Genomic DNA, 23,030 nt, shown 5'->3' on the forward strand with positions numbered 1-23,030 from the left:
GGAGCAAGTCAGGTAGGAGGGATCACAGTCATGAGCCGCCGCATCACCTTCGAGGACAACTCCTGCCCGATCGCGCGCGCCGCCGACGTCCTGGCCGAGCCGTGGACGCTGCTGATCCTGCGCAACGCGACCGCGGGCACCACCCGGTTCGAGGACTTCCGCGCCCAGCTCGGCATCGCCGACAACGTGCTGACGACCCGGCTGGCCAAGCTCGTCGAACGCGGCCTGCTCACGAAGCTCCCCTACCGCGACGGCGGCCGGACCCGGCACGAGTACCGGCTCACGAAGGCCGGCTCGGACGCGTTGCCGGTGCTGCACGCGCTCGGCGCGTGGGGTGACGCGCACACGACGTCGGAGAACGCGTACGGCCCGATGCAGCTCGTCCACTGCGCCTGCGGGTCGCTCACGCGCCCGGGCGAGAAGTGCGACGCCTGCGGAAAACCGCTGGCCAGGGACGATCTGGCGTGGCGCGGCTCATGGCTGTCGGAGGGCGAGATCCCGCTGGCGGATCCGGTCGGCTAGGCCGGACGGGGCATCCTCGTATGCGCTGCCATGCATGTCAACCAGTCGTGGTGGTTGGTAAATCACCGTTCGCAGCGCAGTACGAAAGTCGGGTCACAAGAGCCGGGCGATTCCGTAAGTTCGACACCCAGCGCGCGCAAACCCGGCAAATTCCCCACGGCAAGGAGTCGTCCCGATGTCCAGGAAGTACCTGCTGCCCGGTGCCGCCGTCGCGCTGGCGATGATCGCGACCCCGCTGACCGCCGCCCCGGCCTTCGCGGCTCCGGAAGCGGCCACGACCGTCTACTACGACACCTCGGACGCCCCCACCTTCCGCGACCAGATCAACGCGGGCGCCGCCAACTGGAACGCGGCGGTGTCGAACGTCAAGCTCCAGGAAAGCTCTTCGGGCGCGACGCTGCACTACACGGAGGGCAACGACCCGCGCGGCTCGTACGCCCAGACCGACGGCCACGGCAGCGGCACGATCTTCATCGACTACACCCAGGCCGAGCAGTACAACCAGACCCGCATCACCGCCCACGAGACCGGGCACGCGCTGGGTCTGCCGGACCACTACGAGGGCCCGTGCTCGGAGCTGATGTCGGGTGGCGGCCCCGGCCCGTCGTGCACCAACGCGAACCCGAACGCGGAGGAGTCCGCGCAGGTGGAATCCCTGTGGGCCAACGGCTTCCGCGCGGCGGCCGCTCAGCAGCACCGCATCTACGAAGTGACCATGCCGGTCAAGTGACCCAGGTCTGACGTCGTCGGGGGAGGCCGCACCGGGTACGCCCGGTGCGGCCTTCGCACGTGCGGAAAAGGTCGACACGCGTGATTGGGGAGTCAACTCGCGTGTTTGGAGGGTCGACACGACTTCGCGGCCGTGTCGACCCTTCAATCACGCGTGTCGACCGCTGAATCACGCGTGTCGACCCTTCTGTCACGTCAGAGGCGGGACAGCAGGCGATCCCGCGCCACTTCCAGGTGATCCGTCATCGCCTTTCGCGCAGCCGAAGCGTTTCCCGCGATCAGGGCGTTCACGATCAGGCTGTGCTCCGAGATCGTCTGCTCGCCGAACGGCTGGTTGTAGTTCAGCCGGAAGAAGTGCAGGTGGCAGTGGGTGCGGGCGAACGCCTGCTCCACCGCCACGTTGCCGGCCAGGCGCAGGATCAGCTCGTGGAGCCGCTGGTCGTGCGCCGTCAACGCCTTGTAGTCGCTGTACGCGTCCTCCGCCGGCGCCGCCGGGCACGTCGCCAGCTCCGCCTCCAGCAGAGCCACGTTCGCGGCCGACATCGCCGCCGCCGCGCGGGCCGCCGACGGCGGCTCCAGCAGCAGCCGCAACGCGTACATGTCGTCGACTTCCTTGCGGTTCAGCAGTTCCGTGACGCGGTAGCCGCGCAGCGGGAGCCGGCTGACGAGCTCCTCCGACTCCAGCCGCGCCAGCGCCTCGCGCACCGGCGTGCCCGACACGCCCAGCTCGCGGGCGATCTCGTCGATGTTGACGCGGGCGCCGGGCTCGATGCCGTCGTTCATGATCAGCGCCCGGATCTGCTCGTAGACGCCGTCCGCCAGCACCTGCCGGCCCGGCAGGGCTTCGAGGCGGCGACCCTCCACCATGGCTCCCCTCACGTGTGGTGACTACAGGCTACTGCTTGGCCAGGACGTCCCGGCTCTTCGACGCCATCTCCGCGAAGACGTCGTCGTCGCGCTGATGCGCGAAGTACGCCTCGAACAGCGGCCGTTCCGCGTCCTGCAGGGCCGCGCCGTTGCCGTAGACGACCGCCGGGACGAGCGAGCCGTCCTTCATCATCGTGGTGAACACCGACAAGTCGACACCCTGGCCCCGCATGGCCGCCGCGGCCGCGTCCATCGACGCCGGGATCGACGGGAAGAACGTGCCGCTCGCCCCGGCCGCGGACTGGCACTCCGGCGAACCCATGTAGGACACCCACTTCCAGGTCAGGTCGGGGTTCTTGGTGCCGGCCCAGATGTTGTTGCCGTTCGAGTTGGTCAGCGCCGCGCGCTTGCCGGAAGTGCCGAGCACGGTCGGCGCGATGCCGACCTTCACCCCGGGCAGCTTGGCGAACGTGCCCGCCGACCACGAGCCCGCGGTCTCCATCGCCACCTTGCCCGACCCGATCAGGTCGACGTCGCTGATGGTCGCCTGGCCGCCGGTGGTGAACGTGCCGAGCTTCGGCGCGAACCCGCGGTCGGTCAGCGATCGCACCCAGCGCAGGGTCTTCGCGAACACCGGGTCGCCGTAGCTGAACGTCGTCGGCCAGGACTGCTTGTCGGCGAGCCGCCAGCCGGTGGTCATGGCGAACGAGCTCCACGTCGCCTCGCCGATGAAGTCCCGCGACGCGAGCTGCCCGGTGCCGTAGGTCGCGACGTGGTCCTTGTCGAACCCGGGCTGGTCGCCCCGGACGCCGTTCTTGTCCACGGACAGGTGCGCCGCGACCTTCTCGAACGTGCCGCCGTCGTCGGGGTTCCAGGTCAGCTTCGCCAGGTCCGCCGGTGTGTAGCCGGCCTTCGTGATCGCGTCGGTGTTGTAGTACAGCCCGGTCGCGGACCAGTCGAGCGGCAGCGCGTACTGCTTGCCGTCGGTGAACTTCCACGAGTCGACGCCGACGGAAAACCGCTTCAGGTCGAACTTGTCGCGGGCGATCAGGTCGTCGAGCGGCAGCAGCTGGTGCTGGGACGCGTACGCCTGGAAGTACTGGACGCTGTTCTGGAACGCGTCGGGCGCGGTCCCGCCGACGAACCCGGCGGTCAGCTTGGTGAAGTAGTCGTCCACGTTGTACTGCGTGATCTTCACCGTGGTGCCGGGGTTGGCCTTCTCGAAGGCCGACGCGCACGTCTGGTACGCCGCCGCCTGCTTGTCGTCCCAGGTCCACCAGTTCACGGTGGACCCGCTGCCGCTCGCCGAACCGCCACCGCAGGCGGCCACGAGCGCTCCGAGGGTCGCCGCCAATCCGGCGGCGGTGAGGGTGCGCAACTTCATGTCAACTCCAGAATGGGCCGGAATCCTTCGAGTACCGCCTGAATGTCGTCGGGGCCACCGGCTTCGTGGCCGTTGTATTCCCAGACGGCGAGCTGCTTCGGTCCTTTGTAGACGTGGTAGGCGCCGAACACCGTGGACGGCGGCACGATGCCGTCCATCAACCCGGCGCTGAACCAGGCCGGTGCCGTCGCACGCGAAGCGAACCCGAGACCGTCGAAATAGGACAGTGTCTCGAAGACCCGCCCGACCGCGTCCCGGTGATCGGCGAGGAAGCGGGACAGCTCGACGTACGGCCGTTCTCCGCCGATCAGGCTCGCGCGACGGAAGTCGCAGAGGAACGGCGCTTGCGCGTGCAACGCCGCGACGTCCGGGACGAGCCCGGCCGTGGCGAGGGCGATGCCGCCGCCCTGGCTGTTGCCGAGCACGGCCACCCGCGCCGGGTCGACCTGGGGCAACGCCCGGGCAGCGTCGACCGCGCGCGCCGCGTCGGTGAAGATCCTTCGGTAGACGTAGGTTTCGCGGCTCTCGATGCCGCGGGTCAGGTGCCCCGGGTACGCCGGTCCGCTGCCCACCGGGTCGGGCGTCACGCCACCCTGCCCGCGGACGTCGACCTGCAGGTGCGCGTACCCGGCGGAGGCCCAGTGCAGCTCCTGGAGAGCGCTTCCCCGGCTGCCGCCGTAGCCGTGGAACTGGACGATCGCCGGCAACGGCCCTTCGACGCCGCGAGGCACCCGCAGCCAGGCACGGATCGGGTGGCCCCCGAAACCGGCGAACGTCACGTCGAAAACGTCGAGCGTCCGCAGGGGCGTGTCCACCGGAGTCAGCTTGAGAGCCAGGTCGTGGTCGCGGGCTTCGGCGAGCGTCGACGTCCAGAAGGCGTCGAAGTCCAGCGGCGCCGCGTAGTCGCTGCGGTACTCCCACAGCGCGTCGAGGCCGAGGTCGGTCTGCATCAGAGTCCTTTCAGGACGGTCGATTCGCCGGTTCGCAGCCACAGCTCGGTCTCCCGGCCGCGGTAGCGCACTCGGACCGGCTCGGCCGGGTCACCGGACAGCCGCCGCACGACGGCGTAGCGCAGTTCGCCGTCCCGCCACTCGACGTCGGCGGCGAGCCCGCCCCGGCACCGCAGCCCGCGTGCCTCGCCTTCGGACCAGTCCGCGGGCAAGGCCGGGAGTAACGAGAGCACGCCGTTTTGGCTCTGCAGCACGAGTTCCGCGAGGCCGGCCGGGAAGCCGTAGTTGCCGTCGATCTGGAACGGCGGGTGCGTGCTGAACAGGTTGGGCAGCAGCCCACCCCACTCGGAGCCGTCGAACGGCGCGTCGCGGTGCCGGTCGCCGGTGAACGGCTGGAATGCCTCACTCAGCAGCTTCCGCGCGGTCTCGCCGTCGCCGAGCCGGGCCCGCAGCGCGATCTTCCAGGCCCACGACCAGCCCATCGCGCCCGGCCCGCGCCGGTCCAGGACCCGGCGGGCCGCGTCCGCCAGGTCCGCGTCGATCAGCCCGAGCGGGTACAGCGCCACCAGGTGGGACAGGTGCCGGTGCGTCGAGTCCGCCTCGGGCAGGTCCGACGCCCACTCCCCCAGCCGGCCGTCGGGCAGGACGGGCAGCGGGCGCAGCCGGGGCAGCGCGGCCTCGATCTCGGCGTACAGCGGGTCGTGCACGGCCAGGGCGTTCATCGCCGCGAGGCTGCGCTCGAACACCGCGCGGATCAACGCGACGTCCATCGTCACCGAGTGCGTCAGCGACTCCTTCGTCCCGGCTTCGGAAAGGAACAGGTTCTCCGGGGACGTCGACGGGCACGTCTCGAGGAAGCCGTCGCGCTCGACCAGCCAGTCCAGGCAGAACTCGGCGCAGCCGCGCAGCAGCGGCCACGCCGTCGCCGCCAGGAAGCCGAGGTCCCGGGTGAAGTCGTAGTGCTCCCAGGCGTGCTGGACCAGCCACGCGCCACCCATCGGCCAGATCGCCCACGACGGGTTGCCGTGACCCATGCCGACCGGCAGCGCCCAGCCCCACGGGTCGGTGTTGTGGTGGGTGACCCAGCCGCGGGTCCCGTACAGCTCGCGGGCGACGTCGGCGCCGGTGACCGCCAGCTTGCCGAGCAGGTCGAACAGCGGGCGGTGGCATTCGCCGAGCCCGGTGGTTTCGGCGGCCCAGTAGTTCATCTGGGTGTTGATGTTGATCGTGTAGTTCGACGACCAGGCCGGGCGCGGGTCGTCGTTCCAGATGCCCTGCAGGTTGGCCGGCGGCGCGCCGGGCCGGGACGCGCTCGCCAGGAGGTACCGGCCGTACTGGAAGAGCACGGTCGCGGTGAGCTGTTCGTCCTTGCCGGACAGCAACTCGGCGACGTCGTGGGTGCCGCCGCGGCGGTCACCGATCCGGAGCGAAGACGCGCCGAGCAGCGGCCGCAGGTCGGCTTCGTGGGCGCGCCGCAACTCGGCCGCCCCGGTCTCGACGGCGCGTTCGGCGAGGACGGCCGCGCGACGCCGGTGCTCGTCGCGGGTGTGCTGGCGGTCGCCGATCCAGGCGTCGTACGCGCTGGTCGAGCTGGCCAGGACGATCAGGACGCCGGTTTCGGTCCGGGCGACCCGGACCGAAACCGCGCCGAACGGGTCGTAGCCCTCGGTGGTCCCGTACCGCAGCGGCTCTTCGACCTGCGGCTCGTGCCGCGGTGCGCCGTCGATCGGGATCTCGATGCCGAGGTCGAGGCCGTCCCGGGAGGCTTCCCGCAGCGGTGTCGACACATCGACTTCGACGTCGACCGGGCCGGACAGCGCGACGCACAGGACCTGCGCGGGCCGGCTCACCCAGGTCGTCCGCACGACTTCGTGACCGCCGATGGTCAGCTGTTCGGCGGCGATGCCGTTGTCCAGGTTGAGGGTCCGGCCGTGGGAGGCGCCCTCGGGCAGCGTCAGCCAGAGGTCCACATAGGGCAGGAACTCCTGGCTGTAGGGCCCTTCGAACGCCATCAGCAGGTCCTCGGCACGCCGGAAGTCCTTCGCGAACACGGCCTCGCGCACCTCGGCGAGGCGGTCCGGTCCGGCATCGATCCCGGCGAGCGCGGCGGCCGGGCCACCCGGGGTGCCGGACCAGACCGTGGCGTCGTTGACCTGGATCCGCGTGCGGCCGGCGCCGCCGAAGACCATCGCGCCGAGCCGGCCGTTGCCGACCGGCGCCGCTTCGGTCCAGTCCGCCGCCGGGTGCGGCCAGGAGAGCAGGAGATCCGTCATTTCAACCCCGTGAAGCCGATGGAATTGACCAGCCGGCGGCCGAACACCACGAACAGCAGCAGCATCGGCAGTGCGGCGACGAGCGTGGCGGCCATCAGGCCGGCCCAGTCCAGCGCCGCCTGCGGCGAGGACTGCTTGAACACCGCGAGCGCCAGGGTGAGCGGGCGGACGGTGTCGTCGTTGGTGACCAGCAGCGGCCACAGGTAGTCGTTCCAGGTGTTGATGAACGTGAGCAGCGCCAGCGTCGCGATCGGGGCCGCACTCATCGGCAGCACGATCCGGAAGCAGACGCGCAGCGGGCCGGCGCCGTCGATGATCGCGGCCTCCTCGATTTCATTGCTGAGCCCGAGCATGAACTGCCGCAGGAAGAAGATGTTGAACGCGGAGAAGAACGCCGTCGGCAGGATCATCCCGCCGAAGCTGTTGAGCAGGCCGAGGTCCTTGATCAGCACGAAGTTCGGCAGCAGCGTCAGCACCTGCGGCACCATCAGCGCGCTCAGCAGCACCGCGAACACGGCGTTGCGGCCCTTCCAGCGCAGCCGCGAGAACGCGAACGCGGCCAGTGCGGAGAAGAACACTGTGCAGAGCGTCAGCAGCACCGCGTAGATCACCGAGTTCCGCAGCGCGGACAGCAGGTCGATCGACGCCGCCGACCCGCCCTGGGCCGCGGCTTCGGCGGGCGACGCCAGGCCCAGCGCGCGCTTGAACGCGCCGAGCGTGAACCCGACCGGGCCGGGTGACGACGGGTCCGTGGCCAGGGCGTAGTTGTTCGACAGCGCGGTCCGCACGATCCAGTAGAACGGGAAGATCGTGACGACCAGGACGAGCACGAGGTACGCCCAGGCGACAACCCGGCCCGGCGAGATCCGGCGCACGATCCCTCCTAGTTGGTGTCGGACTCGCCGGCGCGAGCCAGCTTCAGCTGGGCGAAGGTGACGGCGGCCAGCAGCACGAACAGGGCCAGCGACATGGTCGCGGCGTAGCCGAAGTCGAACTGGCCGAACGCCTTGTCGTAGATGTACATCTGCAGCACCTTCGACGCGTTCGCCGGACCGCCCTTGGTGGTCACCTGGACGATGTCGAAGATCTGGAACGAGCTGATCACCGTCAGCACCACGACCATCACCAGGATCGGCCGCAGCAGCGGGACGGTGAGCCGGCGGAACATCTGGAGCTCGCTCGCGCCGTCGATCCGGCCGGCTTCGTACACAGTGGACGGGATGGTCTGCAGCCCGGCGAAGATCAGCACCGCGTTGTAGCCCATGGACTTCCAGACGTTGAGCCCGGCGAGCGTCGGCACTGCCCAGCCGCTGGAGCCGAAGAACAGGACCGGGTGCCCGGTCAGCTTCGCCAGGACGATGTTGACGACGCCGAGCTGCGGGTCCAGCATCCACGACCAGACCAGCGCGGTGACCACGCCCGAGATGAGGAACGGCAGGATCAGCAGCCCGCGGATCGTGGCCGACACCGCGAGCCGGTGCAGGATCACCGCCGTCACCAGGGAAACGAGGATCCCGAGCACCACCGACAGCGCCACGAAGTAGACCGTGACGAAGAGGGAGTGCCAGAACTCGCCGTCCCGCACGAGGTCCTCGAAGTTGCGCACCCCGATCCAGCGCGGCTCGGTGAGGACGTGGAACTCGGTGAAGCTGAGGTAGAGCCCCCGCAGGGTCGGGTAGGCGAAGAACACCGCGAACCCGCCGAGCGCGGGGCTGACGAGCAGCCACGCGATCGGCGCGTCCCGGCCCCTAGACGGTGATCTTGTCGACGTCGTAGACATAGCCTGCCTGGTTGCCGATCTGGACGGTGTTGGCCCCGGCCTGGAGGTACACCGGCACGGTGACGGTCTGCGGCGTGTTCCAGTCGTTGTCGTTGCTGCCGGCGACCGGCAGCGGGAACGACGTCCCGTTCACCGTGACGATGCCGGTCCGGCTGGAGTCGCCGTCCACATAGGACAACTGCATCAGGTAGGTGCCGGCCTTGGCCGCGGTGACCGTCGGCAGGACGACGTAGCCGCTGCCGCCGAGGTAGCCGACCTTCTTGCCGTTGCTGCAGTTGCAGTCGTACACGGTCGCGCCGCCCTGCGGGCTGCCGTTCTCGGCCTCGTACGCCTTGGGGCCGTCGGCGGCTGTCGTCGTCACGCTGATCTTCTTGCTGTTCGCGGACGGCCTTCCGTGCCGCTGGTCGGCGACGACCGTGAAGTCGTAGCTCGTCGACGGCTTGAGCCCGGTGACCGTGGCTTTCGCGTCGCTGGTCGTGGCGGTCTTGCGGCCGTTGACGTAGACGTCGTAGCTCTGCGCGCCCTTCGACGCGTCCCAGGCGAGGGAAACGCTGGTGCCGGTGGCCGCGGTGCCGTGCACGACGGCCGGGGCCGCCAGGGCGCCGCGGTCGCGCGGGGTGACCTTGAACAGCCGCGAACCGTGCACGGGCAGGTCGGCGGTGGTGGTGCCGACGTTCTGGTGCGCCCAGAGGTCGCGGATCTCGACCGGGCCGGTGATACCGAGCTGCGCGAGGTCGGCGGAGACGCGGGCGGGCGTCGCGGCGAGGTTGAACAGCGCGACCGTGTAGCTGCCGTCGGCGTTGCGGTTGTACCAGACCTGCTGGTCGGTCGTCTGGCTCACCGGCTTGGCCGGGATCCCGGCCTGGTTGACCGCGATCACCTCGTCGTTGGTGAGCAGCTTGACGCCGTAGTCGTCGAGCTGGGTCAAGTCGTCGCCGATGTAGAGCGGCGCGGCCTCGATGGCCCACAGCGTCATGTAGCTCTGGCGCTCGGCCGGGGTGAGGCCGTCCATTTTGCCGCTGCCGACGTCGAGGGAGTCGAGGTTGTTCCAGTGCCCGGGGCCGGCGTCGGGGATCCACTGCACGACGTCGTTCCAGCGCTGCTTGACCGAGTTGTTCCAGGTCACGAGCGTGTCGCAGTAGCACTCGACGTCGGTGTCGACGCGCCAGCCGTTGGTGTTGGCCTGCCAGACGTCGGCCTGGCGGTGGCTCAGCGCCCAGGAGACGACGAACTCCATCGGGCGGCCGGTCTTCGCGATGGCTTTGTGCCACGCTTCGACGTCGGAAGTGTTGGTGTAGTTCTCGCCGCCCTTGAAGGAGCCGGGGCCGACGCCGTCGAGCTTGAGGAAGTCGACGCCCCAGCCGGCCAGCAGCTTCGCCACGGAGTCCACGTAGGACTGGGCGCACGGGTTCGTGAAGTCGATCTTGTAGGCGGAGTCCCAGCCGTTGGTCTTGCGCAGGTCGGGGTAGACGAGGTCCTTGGTGTGGCAGTTCGTGGTGCCCGCGATGGGGGAATTGCCGTCGTTGTAGGCCTTGAGGTCGAGGCCGACGGCCAGGTAGGACCCGAGCTTCAGGCCCTTCTTGTGGACGTAGTCGGCGACGTGCTTCATGCCGTCCGGGAACGTCGTCGGGTTGACGACCGGGCGGGCGTTCTCGTCGAAGCCGTTCGACCAGCCGGCGTCGATGTTGACGTAGGTGTAGCCATGCTCCTTGAACTTCGCGGCGAGGACGTCGGCCTGCTGGAGGACGTGGGCCTCGGTGAGCCAGCTGGCCGGGCCGGTCGGGTTGACGCCCGGGTAGTTCGTCGACTCGAGGCTCCAGCTGCTCCAGCCCAGGTAGGGCTTCTGGGCGACCGGGGTCGTCGCTTGTTCGGCTTCCGCGGCGGGCGCGGTGAGCAGGCCCGCGATCACCGTCAGTCCGGCGAGGGCACCCAAGGCCCGTCTGCCGCGTGCTGCCATGACCACTCCTTCGAGGTCGAGGTCGTCAGACATCGGAGGACCACGGCTCGTTTCGCGCGAACCGTGGATCCTATAGGATCGATGACTGGAGATTCTTGCTGCTCGCGATCGCGGCTGTCAACGGCCGAACCGGACAGAGATCGGACGAATCTGAACTGTCGGGGGTGGCGGTTAGGTTCGGGGCATGCTCACCACGCTGGCCGTCGAGAACTACCGCTCCCTGCGCGACCTGGTGCTGCCGCTGTCCGGGCTGACGGTGGTGACGGGCCCGAACGGCAGCGGCAAGTCGAGCCTGTACCGCGCGCTGCGGCTGCTGGCGGAGGCGTCGCGCAACGGCGCGGTGGCCGCGTTGGCCCTCGAAGGCGGTCTTCCGTCGACGTTGTGGGCGGGCCCGGAGAACGGCTCCCACCCGGGCCGGCGTGTCCAAGGGACGGTCCGCACGAAGCCGGTCGGCCTCAGGCTGGGTTTCGCGGGCGACGAGTTCGGCTACGCGCTGGACCTCGGGCTGCCGGTGCCGACCGAGACGATGTTCAACCTGGACCCGGAGTTCAAGCGGGAGGCGGTCTGGTCGGGGCCGGTGCTTCGCCCGGCTGCCCTGCTGGCGGACCGGGCCGGCCCTTCGGTGCGCACGCGCGGTTCCTCGGGCGGCTGGGATCCAGAGACGTTCCGGATCCGGCTGACGGACAGCATGCTGAGCGAGTTCGCGGACCCGCGGGCGTGCCCGGAGCTGCTGGTGGTGCGGGAGCGGATCCGCTCGTGGCGCTTCTACGACCACTTCCGCACGGACGCGGCGGCGCCGGCCCGCCAGCCCCGGGCGGGAACCCGCACGTTCGTGCTGGCCCACGACGGTTCCGACTTGGCATCGGCGTTGCAGACGATCATCGAGATCGGCCGCGCTTCGGAGCTGGCGTCGGTGGTGGACGCGGCGTTCCCGGGATCCCGTCTCGCGGTGGAGCCGCTGGACGGCGTGCTGTCATTGCGCTTCCACCAGCACGGGTTGCTGCGGCCGTTGTCGGCGGCGGAGCTGTCGGACGGGACGTTGCGGTTCCTGCTGTGGGTGGCGGCGTTGCTGACGCCGCGGCCGCCTGAGCTGTTGGTGCTGAACGAGCCGGAGACTTCGCTGCACCCTGACTTGCTCCCGGCGTTGGCTGTTTTGATCGCTACCGCGGCCAAGGAGACTCAGCTGGTGGTGGTTTCGCACGCGTCTTCGCTGATCAGGGCGTTGGCCGAGGTGGCGGAGGTCGGGGCGGTGGAGCTGGAGAAGGAGAACGGGGAGACCAAGCTGGTCGAGCAGGGGCGGCTGGACCGGCCGAGCTGGCACTGGCCGAAGCGCTGACCGTGCCCGCGACGGCGGCCGGCAACTCGAGCCGGCCACGAGATCACCAGACCTCCCCCGCCCCTCGTCCTCGCCGCCCTTCAGTCGGCGGTTGAGCTTGTCAAGGCACGCTTTCCCGCCTTGACAAGCTCAACCGGCGGCTGAACACTCCGCGAGGAGGGGCGGGGGATGTCGGTTCCGGCCTTTCAAGAAATGTCCTCGCCGGACGGGCAGGCTCCGGGATGACCGGGGCTCCCACAGTCCCGTCACGTTGTCGAGGGGGTCGCTGGGTGGTCATCCCGTCGCCTGATCGAGGCCTATCACTTTGAGCCAGGCCCGCAAGCCTTCGTACTTCTCCGCGCCTCGATGAGGTGGTTGCGGGCCTGGCTCAAAGTGATTTTCTGGCCTCAGGCGACGGGATGACCACCCAGCTTCGTGTTGTGGGCTCAGCCGCGCGTGCTCTCCCTGATCTCCAGGGCGAACGGCGTCTGGATGTCCTGGGCCGGCAGGGTCTTCTCCCCCGTGATGCGCCGGTGCACCAGGTCGATCGCCGCCTCCGCCAACGCCATCTTGTCCGGGGCGATCGTTGTCAGCGACGGCAACGAGAACGCGCTCTCCTCGTTGTTGTCGAACCCCACGATCGCCACGTCCTCCGGTACCCGCAACCCCAGCTCCGCCACCGCGCGCAACGCGCCGATCGCCAGCAGGTCGTTGAAGCAGAACACCGCGTCCGGGGGCGATGGCAGGGCCAGCAACGAGCGCATCGCCGCCGCGCCCACCGAGCGGTGCCATTTCTCCGCCGGTGCCACCAGCTCGTCCGAATAGGACAGACCGGCCGCCGACAACCCCGACCGGTAGCCGGCCAGACGCTGCGAAGACGTCCCACGTGCGGGATTGCGCCCGATCGCCGCAATCCGGGTCCGCCCCAACGAGGCCAAGTGCGACACCGCGGTCTGCGCCGCCAGGACGTTGTCGATCGCCACATGATCGATCGGCACGTCGACCGCGTGCTCGCCCAGCATCACCAGCGGAATCTCCCCCGGCGACGGGAAGTCGGCCGCCTCCAGGGCTTCCGGGTGCACCAGCGCTCCGTCGACCAGGTGCGGGCCCAGCGAGAACAGCGTCTCGCGCTCGCGGGACCGCGTGCCCTGCGTCTGTTCGATCAGGACGCTCCACCCGCGCTTCTGCGCCGCCGTGATGACCAGACCGGCCAGCTCGCCGAAGTACGGGATCGACAGCTCCGGCACCATCAGCGCCAGGAACCCCGTGCGCCCGCGACGCAGGTTGCGTGCTCCGACGTTCGGCCGGTAACCGGTCGCCGCCAGGGCTTCTTCGACGCGGCGGCGGTTTTCCGGCTTCACGAAGGCGTAGCCGTTCACCACGTTCGACACCGTCTTCACCGACACTCCGGCGAGCGTGGCGACGTCTTTGAGCGTCACGGTCACGGGCGGCTCCTTCTCAGGTGGTGAGCACGAAGCATAGCGACATTTTGCCGGTTTACAACGTTGTTCCAACGATGTAAAAAGTACCTCAAGGCTCCCGCGGTGACTCCGATCACCCCGGTGAGCGGGCCCCACCGTCGCTGCCCGAGGAGTCACCGTGCCGCTGTCCACCCGTCCCCGCCTGGTCCTGGTCACCGCGGCCGCCGCCGCGCTCACCCTCACCTCCTGCACCGCCCGGGAGGAGACGCCGGCCGCCCCGTCGAACGGGAGCGGGCCGGCCGCGTCCGCGCAGTCCGTCGCGCCGAGCGCCGATGGCTGCACCATCGACAAGACCGGTTACCCCAAGGTCGACCTGAAGACCGCGGTGGTCGGTTTCTCACAGTCCGAAAAGGAAGCCAACCCCTTCCGGATCGCCGAGACGCAGTCCATCAAGGACGAAGCCGCCAAGGTCGGCATCGCGAGCGACAAGCTGCTCGTCACCAACGCCCAGAGCGACCTGAACAAGCAGATCAGCGACATCAAGTCGATGCTCGACCGGGGCGCGCAGCTGCTCGTCGTCGCGCCGCTGAACTCCGACGGCCTCCAGCCCGCGCTCGACGCGGCGAAGGCCAAGAAGGTCCCGGTCGTCACCATCGACCGCAAGGTGACGTCGCAGCCGTGCACCGACTACCTGACCTTCATCGGCTCGAACTTCGTCGAGCAGGGCAAGCGCGCCGCGCAGGCCATGGTCAAGGCGACGGGCGGCAACGGCAAGGTCGCCATCCTGCTCGGCTCGTCCGGCAACAACGTGACCACCGACCGCACCTCGGGCTTCAAGGACGAGCTCGCGAAGACGCCCGGCCTGTCCGTGGTCGTCGAGCAGACCGGTGAGTTCGACCGGTCCAAGGGCCAGTCCGTGATGGAGCAGCTCATCCAGAGCCACCCGGACATCACCGCCGTCTACGCCGAAAACGACGAGATGGGCGTGGGCGCGGTCAACGCGCTCAAGACCGCCGGCAAGGCGCCGGGCAAGGACGTCAAGATCGTCTCGGTCGACGGCACCCGCAACGCCGTGCAGCTCATCGCCGACGGCAGCTACAACGCCGTGATCGAGTCCAACCCGCGCTTCGGCCCGCTGGCCTTCCAGACGCTGCAGAAGTTCGAGGGCGGCGAGGCCATCCCGGCGAGCATCGTCATCACCGACGACCAGTACGACGAGACCAACGCGGCCCAGAAGGTCGGGAACGCGTACTGATGACCGCAGCCACCGAAGAGGACGTCGCCATGACGACCGCACCGGTGCTCGAGGTGACCGGGGTGACCAAGCGGTTCCCCGGCACCCTCGCGCTCGACGACGTCAGCTTCGCGCTGCGGCCCGGTGAAGTGCACGCGCTGGTCGGGGAGAACGGCGCCGGGAAGTCCACCCTCATCAAGGTGCTCACCGGCGTCTACCAGCCGGACGAGGGCGAGGTGCGCCACCTCGGCGCGCCCGTCACGTTCAAGCAGCCGATCGACGCGCAGCGGGCCGGGATCTCCACGATCTACCAGGAGGTCAACCTCGTCCCGCTGATGAGCATCGCCGGCAACGTCTTCCTCGGCCGCGAGCCGCGCACCAAGGCGGGGCTGGTCGACTGGTCCAGGATGTACGCCGACGCCCGCGAGCTGCTCAAGGGCTACGGCATCGACGACGACGTCAAGCGCCCGCTGCACACGCTCGCCGTCGGCGCCCAGCAGATGGTCGCGCTCGCCCGCGCGGTCTCGACCGACGCCAAGGTCGTCATCATGGACGAACCGACGTCGTCGCTCGAGCCGCGCGAGGTCGAGACGCTCTTCGAGGTGCTGAACCGCCTGCACGGCGAGGGCATCGCGATCATCTACGTCAGCCACCGCATGGACGAGCTGTACCGGGTCTGCCAGAGCGTCACCGTGCTGCGCGACGGCCGGGTCGTCCACAGTGGACCGTTGAAGGACCTGCCGCGCATCGAGCTGGTGTCGAAGATGCTCGGCCGGGAAATCAAGCAGATCCGCGAAGACGGCGTCACGGCGTTCGGCGAGGAACACGACGTCGAACGCGAGCCGCTGCTCAAGGCCGAAGGCCTGTCCGGCATGCGGCGGCTGCACGACGTCTCGGTGAGCATCCGGCCGGGCGAGGTCGTCGGCCTCGCCGGACTGCTCGGCTCCGGCCGCAGCGAGACCGCGCGGGCCATCGTCGGGGCCTTCCCGCTCGACGGCGGATCCGTGCTGCTGGCCGGGAAACCGCTCAAGAAGGGCAAGATCGCCCAAGCCATGCGGGCCGGGATCGCGTTGCTGGCCGAAGACCGCAAGACCGACGGGATCATCCCGAACCTGTCGGTCCGCGAGAACATCGTGCTGGCCGCGCTGCCGACGCTCTCGCCGTTCGGCCTGGTCAGCAAGGCCAAGCAGGACAAGGTCGTCAAGATCTTCATGGAACGCCTGCGGATCAAGGCGTCCAGCCCGGAACAGAAGGTGTCCGAGCTGTCCGGCGGCAACCAGCAGAAGGTGCTGCTCGCCCGCTGGCTCGCCACCGGCCCGAAGATCCTGCTGCTCGACGAGCCCACGCGCGGCATCGACGTCGGCGCCAAGGCCGAAGTGCAGGCGCTGATCGACGAGCTCGCGCAGGAAGGGCTCGGCGTGCTGCTCATCTCGTCCGAGCTGGAGGAGCTGATCGACGGTTCCGACCGCGTGGTCGTGCTGCGCGACGGCTCGGTCGTCGGCGAGCTGACCGGCGACAACATCACCGAGGAGAACGTCCTGACCGCGATCGCAGCTGAGGGTGACAACGATGTCTAGCGTCACCTTGACGAGAGACCGCGCGAAAGTCACCGCGTGGCTGCAGAACTACGGCGTCTACCTGGCCGTCGTCGTGCTGCTGCTGTTCAACATCGTGTTCACCGAGAACTTCCTGTCCGCGGCCAACTTCCGCACGCAGCTGGTGCAGGCGGCGCCGGTCTGCATCGTCGCGCTCGGCATGGCGCTGGTGATCGGCACCGAGGGCATCGACCTGTCGGTCGGCTCGGTGATGGCGATCGCCGCCGCGCTCATCCCGCTCTACCTCGGCGCCGGCCCGCTGATGGCGGTCATCGTCGCCGTCATCGCCGGGATCGTGTCCGGCCTGTTCAGCGGGTACCTGGTGGCGTACCTGGGCATCCAGCCGATCATCGCGACCCTCGCCCTGCTGGTCGGCGGGCGCGGGCTCGCGCTCGTCATCGCCAACGGCCAGCTCGTCCAGCTGCACAACCAGGACTTCCTGGAGCTGGGCACCGGCGACTTCCTGGGCATCCCGATCATGGTCATCGTCGCGGGTGTGCTCGCGGTGCTGGCCGGGCTGGTCGTCCAGCGCACGACGTTCGGCCGGCACCTGGTCGCCGTCGGCGGCAACCGCACGGCCAGCACCCTGGCCGGGCTGCCGGTGAAACGCGTGCTCATCAGCGTCTACGTCATCTCCGGCGCACTGGCCGCGGTGGCCGGCGTGCTGGCGACGTCACGGCTGGGCGCCAGCGACCCGAGCGACGTCGGCCTGCTCATGGAGCTGTCCGCGATCACCGCGGTCGTCGTCGGCGGCACGCCGCTGACCGGCGGCCGGGTCCGGGTGCTCGGCACCGTGTTCGGCGCGCTGCTCATGCAGCTCGTCCAGGCCACCCTGATCAAGCACAACCTGCCGGACTCGACCGCGCAGATGGTCCAGGCGGCCATCATCGTCGTCGCGGTCTACGTCGCACGCGAGCGGAGCAGCAAATGACCGCGACCCAGACCCAGGCCCGCAACGCGGCCTTCGCCGGGGTTCTGCAGCGCCAGGGCGCGGCCGTCGTCCTCGTGCTCGGCATCTTCGCCTCGTGGTTCGCCTTCCCGCACTTCGGTTCCCCGGACAACCTCCGCAACCTCGTGCTGCAGGGCTCGTTCCTCGCGGTGATCGCCCTCGGGATGACGTTCGTGATCATCTCCGGTGGCATCGACCTCTCGGTCGGCTCGAACTACGCGCTCGGCGGCGTGCTCGCCGCATACGGCGCGCAGTACGGCTTCTTCGTCGCGATCCTGCTGCCGCTGGTGGTGTGTTCGCTGATCGGGCTGGTCAACGGCCTGCTCATCGCCCGCACCGGGATGGCGCCGTTCATCGTCACGCTGGCGACGCTGCTGTTCGCCCGAGGGCTCCTGCTGGCCCTGACGTCCGAAGGCTCGACGACGTACAAGGTCGAACCCGGCTCGGCGTTCCTCTGGCTGGGCCAGGGCACGATCTTCGGCGTCGGCGTGCCGGTGTACATCACGCTCGTCCTGTTCGCCCTCGGCGGGCTTCTGTTGCGCCGCACGCGGTTCGGGCAGTCGGTGTTCGCCATCGGCGGCGCCGAGCAGTCGGCGATGCTGATGGGGCTTCCGGTGGCCCGCACCAAGATCAGCCTCTACACGCTCAGCGGCGGGCTGGCCGGGTTCGCCGGGGTCCTCACCGCCGCGTACCTCCAGTCCGGCGTCACGGTCATCGGCGTCGGCACCGAACTGGACGCGATCTCGGTCGTCGTCATCGGCGGCACGCTGCTCACCGGCGGCGCCGGGACGATCATCGGCACCCTCGTCGGCGTGCTGCTGCGCACGCTGATCCAGAACGTCATCAACCAGATCGGCACCCTCGACTCCAACTACCAGACGGTGGTGAGCGGGGCCTTCCTGCTCGTCGTCGTGGTGATCCAGCGCCTGCTGGCGCGCTCCCGAACCCGCTGAGCCCCAGTCCCCCCAACAGGAGGTCTCAACGATGTTCCGTCCTGCCCGAAAAACCCGCAGATGGCTGACCGCCGCCGCGGCGTTCGCCGTCGCGGTCGCCGGCCTCGGCACCGTCCCGGCGGCGAGCGCCGCCGAAGGACCGCAGTGGCAACGGCTCACCCCACCGCTGTCGACGCCCTGGACCAAGGACGTCTCCCCCACCAACGCCCTGCCCGACTACCCCCGGCCACAGCTGACCCGCAACCAGTGGCAGAACCTCAACGGCGTCTGGGAGTTCGCGAAAGCGACCCCGGGTGAGGCCGCGCCGATCGGGAAGACGCTCGGCGAGCGGATCCTCGTGCCGTACCCGGTCGAGTCCGCGCTGTCCGGGATCATGCGTCACGAGACGAACATGTGGTACCGCCGCACGTTCGAGGTCCCGAAGAACTGGCAGATCGGCAAGGGGCAGCGGCTGCAGCTGCACTTCCAGGCCGTCGACTACGACGCGACGGTCATCGTCAACGGCAAGACCGTCGCCCGCCACACCGGCGGTTACGACGCCTGGTCCGTCGACGTCACGGATGCGTTGACCACCAAGAAGACCCAGGAGATCGTCGTCGGGGTCGCCGACCCGAACGACCAGGGCGGGCAGCCGATCGGCAAGCAGCGCCAGCCCGGCGACGGCATCTTCTACACGCCGTCCTCCGGCATCTGGCAGACCGTCTGGATGGAGCCGGTCGCCACCGCGCACATCGACCGGCTCGACGTCACCCCCGACGTCGCGAGTGGGTCGGTCACGGTGAACGCCGTGGTCGGCGGGCCGGTCAAGCAGCGCGTCGAAGCCGTCGCCTACGACCACGGCCGCCCGGTCGGGCGCGTGTCCGGCGACGCGAACAAGCCGTTGAAGCTCAAGGTGGACCGGCCGCACCTGTGGTCGCCGGACGACCCGTTCCTCTACGACCTGCGCGTCAAGCTGTCGGGCGGGGACGAGGTCGGCTCGTACTTCGGCATCCGGTCGATCAGCGTCGGCAAGACCGCCGACGGCAAGCAGCGGATGCTGCTCAACGGCAAGTTCGTCATGCAGGTCGGCCCCCTCGACCAGGGCTTCTGGCCGGACGGCATCTACACCGCGCCGACCGACGCGGCGCTGAAGTTCGACCTGCAGCAGGAGAAGGCGCTCGGCTTCAACATGGTGCGCAAGCACATCAAGGTCGAGCCGGACCGCTGGTACTACTACGCCGACAAGCTGGGCCTCATGGTCTGGCAGGACATGCCGGCGATGAAGGACGACATCGAGCCGTCCGCGGCTTCGCGCGTCAACTACGAGTCCGAGATGAAGCGGATGATCGACCAGCACCGCAGCTTCCCGTCGATCGTCACGTGGGTGCCGTTCAACGAAGGCTGGGGCGACTACGAAGTCGGCCGCATCGCCGACGAGGTCAAGTCCTGGGACCCGTCCCGGCTGGTGAACGCCGAATCCGGAGTGAACTGCTGCCGCTCCGAACCGGACAGCGGCAAGGGTGACATCTACGACGACCACACCTACACCGGGCCCGGCACGCCGATCCAGACCGGCACCCGCGCGGCGGTCGACGGCGAGTACGGCGGCCTCGGCCTCAAGGTCGACGGCCACCAGTTCGACCCGGCGGGCAGCTTCGCCTACGAGATGGAGCCCGACAGCGCGACGCTGACCCGGCGCTACGGCGAGCTTCAGCAGCGCCTGCTGCTGGTCGCCCAGCGGTGCGGTGTTTCGGCGGGTGTCTACACGCAGACCACCGACGTCGAGAAGGAGGTCAACGGCTTCTTCACCTACGACCGGCAGGTGAAGAAGATGGACTTCGCGGCGGTCCGCGCGGCGAATCTCGCGGTGATCAAGGGCGCGACGGGTGCGCCCGTTTCCGGGCCTTCGGTGCCCCAGGGCACGCCGGGCATCGACGGCATCGCGGCCTACGGGTTCGACGAGAACACCGGCACCACGGCCGCGGACAGCGTCGGCGACCACGACGCCACGCTCGTCGGCGGCGCGTCCTGGACCGAAGGCAAGAGCGGTTCGGCCTTGGCGGTCAACGGTTCCGGCCAGTTCGCCGACACGGGTGCCGCGCTGGTGAACACCGCAGGCAGCTACAGCGCGGCGGCGTGGGTGAAGTTCAACGCCGTGGGTGACGGCTTCCAGACCGTGGTCAGCCAGGACGGCGACAGCAACAGCGCGTTCTTCCTGCAGTACTCCGGTCAGGACCACCGGCTGGCGATGAGCTTCGTCGGCACGCGGGCCCTGGCGCCCACCGCGCCGGAGCCGAACCACTGGTACCACGTGGTCGGCGTCCGCGACGCGGCCGCGGGCACGCTCAAGCTGTACGTCGACGGCCAGCTGGCGTCGACGAAGAGCGTCTGCCTCGGTGACGCTTCGACGGGTCACACGGTGATCGGCCGCGGCAAGTACGGCGGCAACCCGGTGGACTTCCTCAACGGGGCGGTCGACCAGGTGCACGTCTACGACCGGGCGCTGACCGACGCGGACGTGAGCGCGTTGTACTCCAGCGGCAAGTAGGGCAACCGGAAAGGCTCTTGGCGCGTGTTCGGCCCGGGGATCGCGATCGCGGTCCCCGGGCCACACGTTTCCAGGGGGTGAGCCTTTTGGGCTCTCGAAGATCGTTCCTGCCCGCCAGAGCGGGCGTCCTCACACTCGTCACGGCGCTGGTCGCGACCGGCACCGCGGTGCTCACCGCGGCCCCGGCCTCGGCGCAGACGATCACCGAGACCGCGGCCTCGTCGTGGGCCTACGTCGACTCGGCGGCGCCGAAGGCGAGTTTCGTCAACCAGGCCGGGGACGCGCCGGTCGGCGCGCACACCTACGCCGGCGGCAAGAACCACGTGTTCAAGTCCTACGTCACCTTCGACATCTCCGCGTTGAAGGGCAACCCGCTCGAGCGGGCGTACGTGAGCACCGGCGAAACGGCCGTCACCGACTGCTCCCACCCGCGCTCGACCGAGGTCTGGCTGACAGAGCCCGCGAAGAAGCCGACCTGGAACACCCAGCCGGCGGAGCTCGTCAAGGCCACCGGCCCGTACATCGACTCCTCCTGCCCGTCGCGGCAGATCACCTGGACGGTCACCGCGGCGGTCAAGGCCGCGGTCGAAGCCGGCCGCACCACGGCGACGTTCGTCCTGCGGCTGCCCGACGACCAGCTGAACGACCCGTCGTTCGGCCGTGAGTACAGCCCGAAGGCCGTGCTCGGGCTGACCTTCGACAAGGTGCCGGCCAAGCCGTCCGCGCTGAGCGTCAACTACCAGGCGTGCACGGCGAAGCCCCTCGTGGTCTCGCGCCAAGCGCACCTGAGCGCTTCGGTGCCCGACGGTGACGACACCCTCTACCAGGGGGAGTTCGCGTTCTGGCCGGACGGCGCGCCGGACCAGCGCAAGACCGTCGGGGCCATGGGCGCCAGCGGGGCCGACCAGATCTGGACCGACGTCGACACGCTCATCACCGAAGGCGTCACCTACGTTTGGCAGGTGCGGGGCAAGGACTACGAAGGCAACTTCGGTCCGTGGAGCGGGACCTGCAAGTTCACCACGGACTTCACCCCGCCGGCGGCGGCCCCGGTGATCACTTCGCCGGACTACACCTACGACTACCCGGGCACCGGCGGCACCGGCGTGCCGGGCACGTTCGTCTTCGACGCCAAGGGCGACAAGGACGTCGTCGGCTTCCGGTGGGACGGCGGGTACGTCGCCGCCGACCGCAAGGGCGGCAAGGCGACCGTCCGCTACGCACCCAAGAGCAGCGGGCCGGTCAGCATCGGGGCGGTCTCCGTCGACGCGGCGGGCAACCAGTCACCCTCGGCCGACTACCGGTTCTGGGTGGCCTCCAACGAGCCCGGGGTCACCTGCGCGCCGTTCGACGACTTCGTCGGCGTGGCCCGGACGTGCACGTTCACCCCGGTCGGCAGCACTCCGGTCACGGCGTACGTGTACCACCTGGGTCAGCAGTCCGAAGAGACCGTGGCGGCCGGCCCGGACGGGACGGCGACCGTGCAGGTCTACCCGACCGACCCGCAGCTGACCTACCTCCAGCTGTCCGTGCGGGCGCGGCTCGCCAGCGGCTACCTGACGTCGGAGAGCAGCGAAACCGTCATCAGCGAGCCCGGCGAGCCGGAGGTCGAGTCGCTGACCGCGAACCCGACCCAGGGCCTGCCCGCGCAGTTCCGGGCGCACGCCGTGCTGCCCGGGTCGGTCTCGTTCACCTACCACTGGAACGACGGCGAAATGCTCACCGTGCCGCTCGAAGCCGACGGCACCGCGACCGTCACGGTGACGCCGACGACATCGTTTTCGGGCTCGCTCTACGGCTACACCACCACCGCTTCGGGGCAGAACTCCGGCTGGGGTGGGGTGAACGTCTCGGTCGCCTCGAACAAACCGCACGTGACGAGCGCGGAGTACCCGGAGGGCGGCGGCGCGACCGGGGCCGTCGGTGTCCCGGGCACGTTCGTGTTCTCCTCGCCCGTGCCGGGCGCGGTCAGCTACACGTACGACTTCGACGACGGTCCCTCGGGGACGGTGGCCGCGGGGCCGGACGGCACCGCGAGCGTCGTCTTCGCGCCGACGGTGCCGTACATCAACGGCGTCTGGGTGACCACGAAGTTCGCCGACGGCTCGGTGTCCGAGCTGGGTGGCTACACGTTCTACGTCAGCTACTCGGCGCCGCGGTTCGAGTGTGACGCCACCGGCTGGTCGGTGTCGCCCGGGCAGCACATCCAGTGCACCCTGACCCCGGTGCAGGCGAACCTCGCGTCCTACGGGTACGCGCTGGGCTCGGGTCCGGAGACGACCGTGGCCCCGGGCCCGGACGGCACGGCGACGATCGGCTTCGACGTGCCGGCCGACCAGCCGAGCGGTTCGTACCTGCAGCTGCGGCTGTGGAGCACGAACACGGCGGGCACCCGGACGGAGGAGACCGGGACCAGCTTCTACGTCTACGTGAACACCGGTTCGTCGGCCCGGGGAACCTCGCTGGCGATCTGATACCCGGCGACCGTGACGGCCACCGGACGTGGTGGCCGTCACGGTTGTCCTGGAGTGCGCTCCAGCCCCTAACGTCGGTTTCGGCAAGACGAACTGGGGA

At 69.5% G+C, this 23,030-nt stretch carries 17 protein-coding genes; 9 read left to right on the forward strand and 8 right to left on the reverse strand.

What is annotated here, in order from left to right; genetic code table 11:
* Positions 1-30 precede the first annotated feature (30 nt).
* Complete coding sequence (locus tag M8542_RS32900; protein WP_257924195.1) at positions 31-522, forward strand: winged helix-turn-helix transcriptional regulator; 492 nt, start codon at positions 31-33, stop codon at positions 520-522.
* Between the two features lie 175 nt (positions 523-697).
* Positions 698-1,252 carry a snapalysin family zinc-dependent metalloprotease gene (locus tag M8542_RS32905; protein WP_257924196.1) on the forward strand — a complete coding sequence of 185 codons (555 nt, stop codon included), beginning with the start codon at positions 698-700 and terminating at the stop codon, positions 1,250-1,252.
* Positions 1,253-1,446: 194 nt separating this feature from the next.
* On the opposite strand, the gene M8542_RS32910 is transcribed toward M8542_RS32905, so the two are convergent.
* Genes M8542_RS32910 through M8542_RS32940 form a run of 7 tightly spaced genes read right to left on the reverse strand, consistent with a single transcriptional unit; the run spans position 1,447 to position 10,495 of the window.
* A complete protein-coding gene (locus M8542_RS32910) occupies positions 1,447-2,118 on the reverse strand; it encodes a GntR family transcriptional regulator (RefSeq protein ID WP_257924197.1) in 672 nt (223 codons plus the stop codon).
* A 28-nt stretch (positions 2,119-2,146) separates the two neighbouring features.
* Complete coding sequence (locus M8542_RS32915; RefSeq protein ID WP_257924198.1) at positions 2,147-3,502, reverse strand: ABC transporter substrate-binding protein; 1,356 nt, start codon at positions 3,500-3,502, stop codon at positions 2,147-2,149.
* Entirely contained in the window at positions 3,499-4,452 is a 954-nt protein-coding gene (locus M8542_RS32920) for an acetylxylan esterase (protein WP_257924199.1), read from the reverse strand. Before M8542_RS32920 ends, M8542_RS32915 begins: the two co-directional genes overlap by 4 nt.
* Positions 4,452-6,725, reverse strand: a complete 2,274-nt coding sequence (locus M8542_RS32925; protein ID WP_257924200.1) for a glycosyl hydrolase family 95 catalytic domain-containing protein — start codon at positions 6,723-6,725, stop codon at positions 4,452-4,454. The genes M8542_RS32920 and M8542_RS32925 overlap by 1 nt, the downstream gene beginning before the upstream one ends.
* The gene (locus M8542_RS32930) at positions 6,722-7,600 is read right to left on the reverse strand and encodes a carbohydrate ABC transporter permease (protein ID WP_257924201.1); all 879 of its coding nucleotides are present in this window, start codon (positions 7,598-7,600) and stop codon (positions 6,722-6,724) included. The genes M8542_RS32925 and M8542_RS32930 overlap by 4 nt, the downstream gene beginning before the upstream one ends.
* Before the next feature lie 8 nt (positions 7,601-7,608).
* Positions 7,609-8,505: a carbohydrate ABC transporter permease gene (locus tag M8542_RS32935; protein ID WP_257924202.1), complete on the reverse strand. Its 897-nt coding sequence runs from the start codon at positions 8,503-8,505 to the stop codon at positions 7,609-7,611.
* Positions 8,474-10,495: a fibronectin type III domain-containing protein gene (locus M8542_RS32940; RefSeq protein WP_257924203.1), complete on the reverse strand. Its 2,022-nt coding sequence runs from the start codon at positions 10,493-10,495 to the stop codon at positions 8,474-8,476. Before M8542_RS32940 ends, M8542_RS32935 begins: the two co-directional genes overlap by 32 nt.
* A 151-nt stretch (positions 10,496-10,646) precedes the next feature.
* Between M8542_RS32940 and M8542_RS32945 the strand changes: the two genes are divergently transcribed.
* The gene (locus M8542_RS32945; protein WP_257924204.1) at positions 10,647-11,798 is read left to right on the forward strand and encodes an AAA family ATPase; all 1,152 of its coding nucleotides are present in this window, start codon (positions 10,647-10,649) and stop codon (positions 11,796-11,798) included.
* A gap of 425 nt (positions 11,799-12,223) precedes the next feature.
* On the opposite strand, the gene M8542_RS32950 is transcribed toward M8542_RS32945, so the two are convergent.
* Positions 12,224-13,222 carry a LacI family DNA-binding transcriptional regulator gene (locus tag M8542_RS32950; RefSeq protein WP_257924205.1) on the reverse strand — a complete coding sequence of 333 codons (999 nt, stop codon included), beginning with the start codon at positions 13,220-13,222 and terminating at the stop codon, positions 12,224-12,226.
* Between the two features lie 154 nt (positions 13,223-13,376).
* Between M8542_RS32950 and M8542_RS32955 the strand changes: the two genes are divergently transcribed.
* The 6 genes from M8542_RS32955 to M8542_RS32980 all read left to right on the forward strand — a co-directional run bounded on the left by M8542_RS32955 (position 13,377) and on the right by M8542_RS32980 (position 22,930).
* On the forward strand, positions 13,377-14,453 hold the full coding sequence (locus M8542_RS32955; RefSeq protein ID WP_257924206.1) for an ABC transporter substrate-binding protein: 1,077 nt from the start codon (positions 13,377-13,379) through the stop codon (positions 14,451-14,453).
* On the forward strand, positions 14,453-16,009 hold the full coding sequence (locus tag M8542_RS32960) for a sugar ABC transporter ATP-binding protein (protein WP_257924207.1): 1,557 nt from the start codon (positions 14,453-14,455) through the stop codon (positions 16,007-16,009). The genes M8542_RS32955 and M8542_RS32960 overlap by 1 nt, the downstream gene beginning before the upstream one ends.
* On the forward strand, positions 16,002-16,958 hold the full coding sequence (locus M8542_RS32965) for an ABC transporter permease (protein ID WP_257924208.1): 957 nt from the start codon (positions 16,002-16,004) through the stop codon (positions 16,956-16,958). The genes M8542_RS32960 and M8542_RS32965 overlap by 8 nt, the downstream gene beginning before the upstream one ends.
* Positions 16,955-17,929: an ABC transporter permease gene (locus M8542_RS32970; protein ID WP_257924209.1), complete on the forward strand. Its 975-nt coding sequence runs from the start codon at positions 16,955-16,957 to the stop codon at positions 17,927-17,929. The genes M8542_RS32965 and M8542_RS32970 overlap by 4 nt, the downstream gene beginning before the upstream one ends.
* Positions 17,930-17,960: 31 nt before the next feature.
* Complete coding sequence (locus M8542_RS32975; RefSeq protein ID WP_257924210.1) at positions 17,961-20,456, forward strand: LamG-like jellyroll fold domain-containing protein; 2,496 nt, start codon at positions 17,961-17,963, stop codon at positions 20,454-20,456.
* Positions 20,457-20,533: 77 nt separating this feature from the next.
* Complete coding sequence (locus M8542_RS32980) at positions 20,534-22,930, forward strand: DNRLRE domain-containing protein (protein WP_257924211.1); 2,397 nt, start codon at positions 20,534-20,536, stop codon at positions 22,928-22,930.
* Positions 22,931-23,030: the final 100 nt, after the last annotated feature.

Source organism: Amycolatopsis iheyensis (assembly GCF_024703995.1).
GTDB lineage: Bacteria > Actinomycetota > Actinomycetes > Mycobacteriales > Pseudonocardiaceae > Amycolatopsis > Amycolatopsis iheyensis.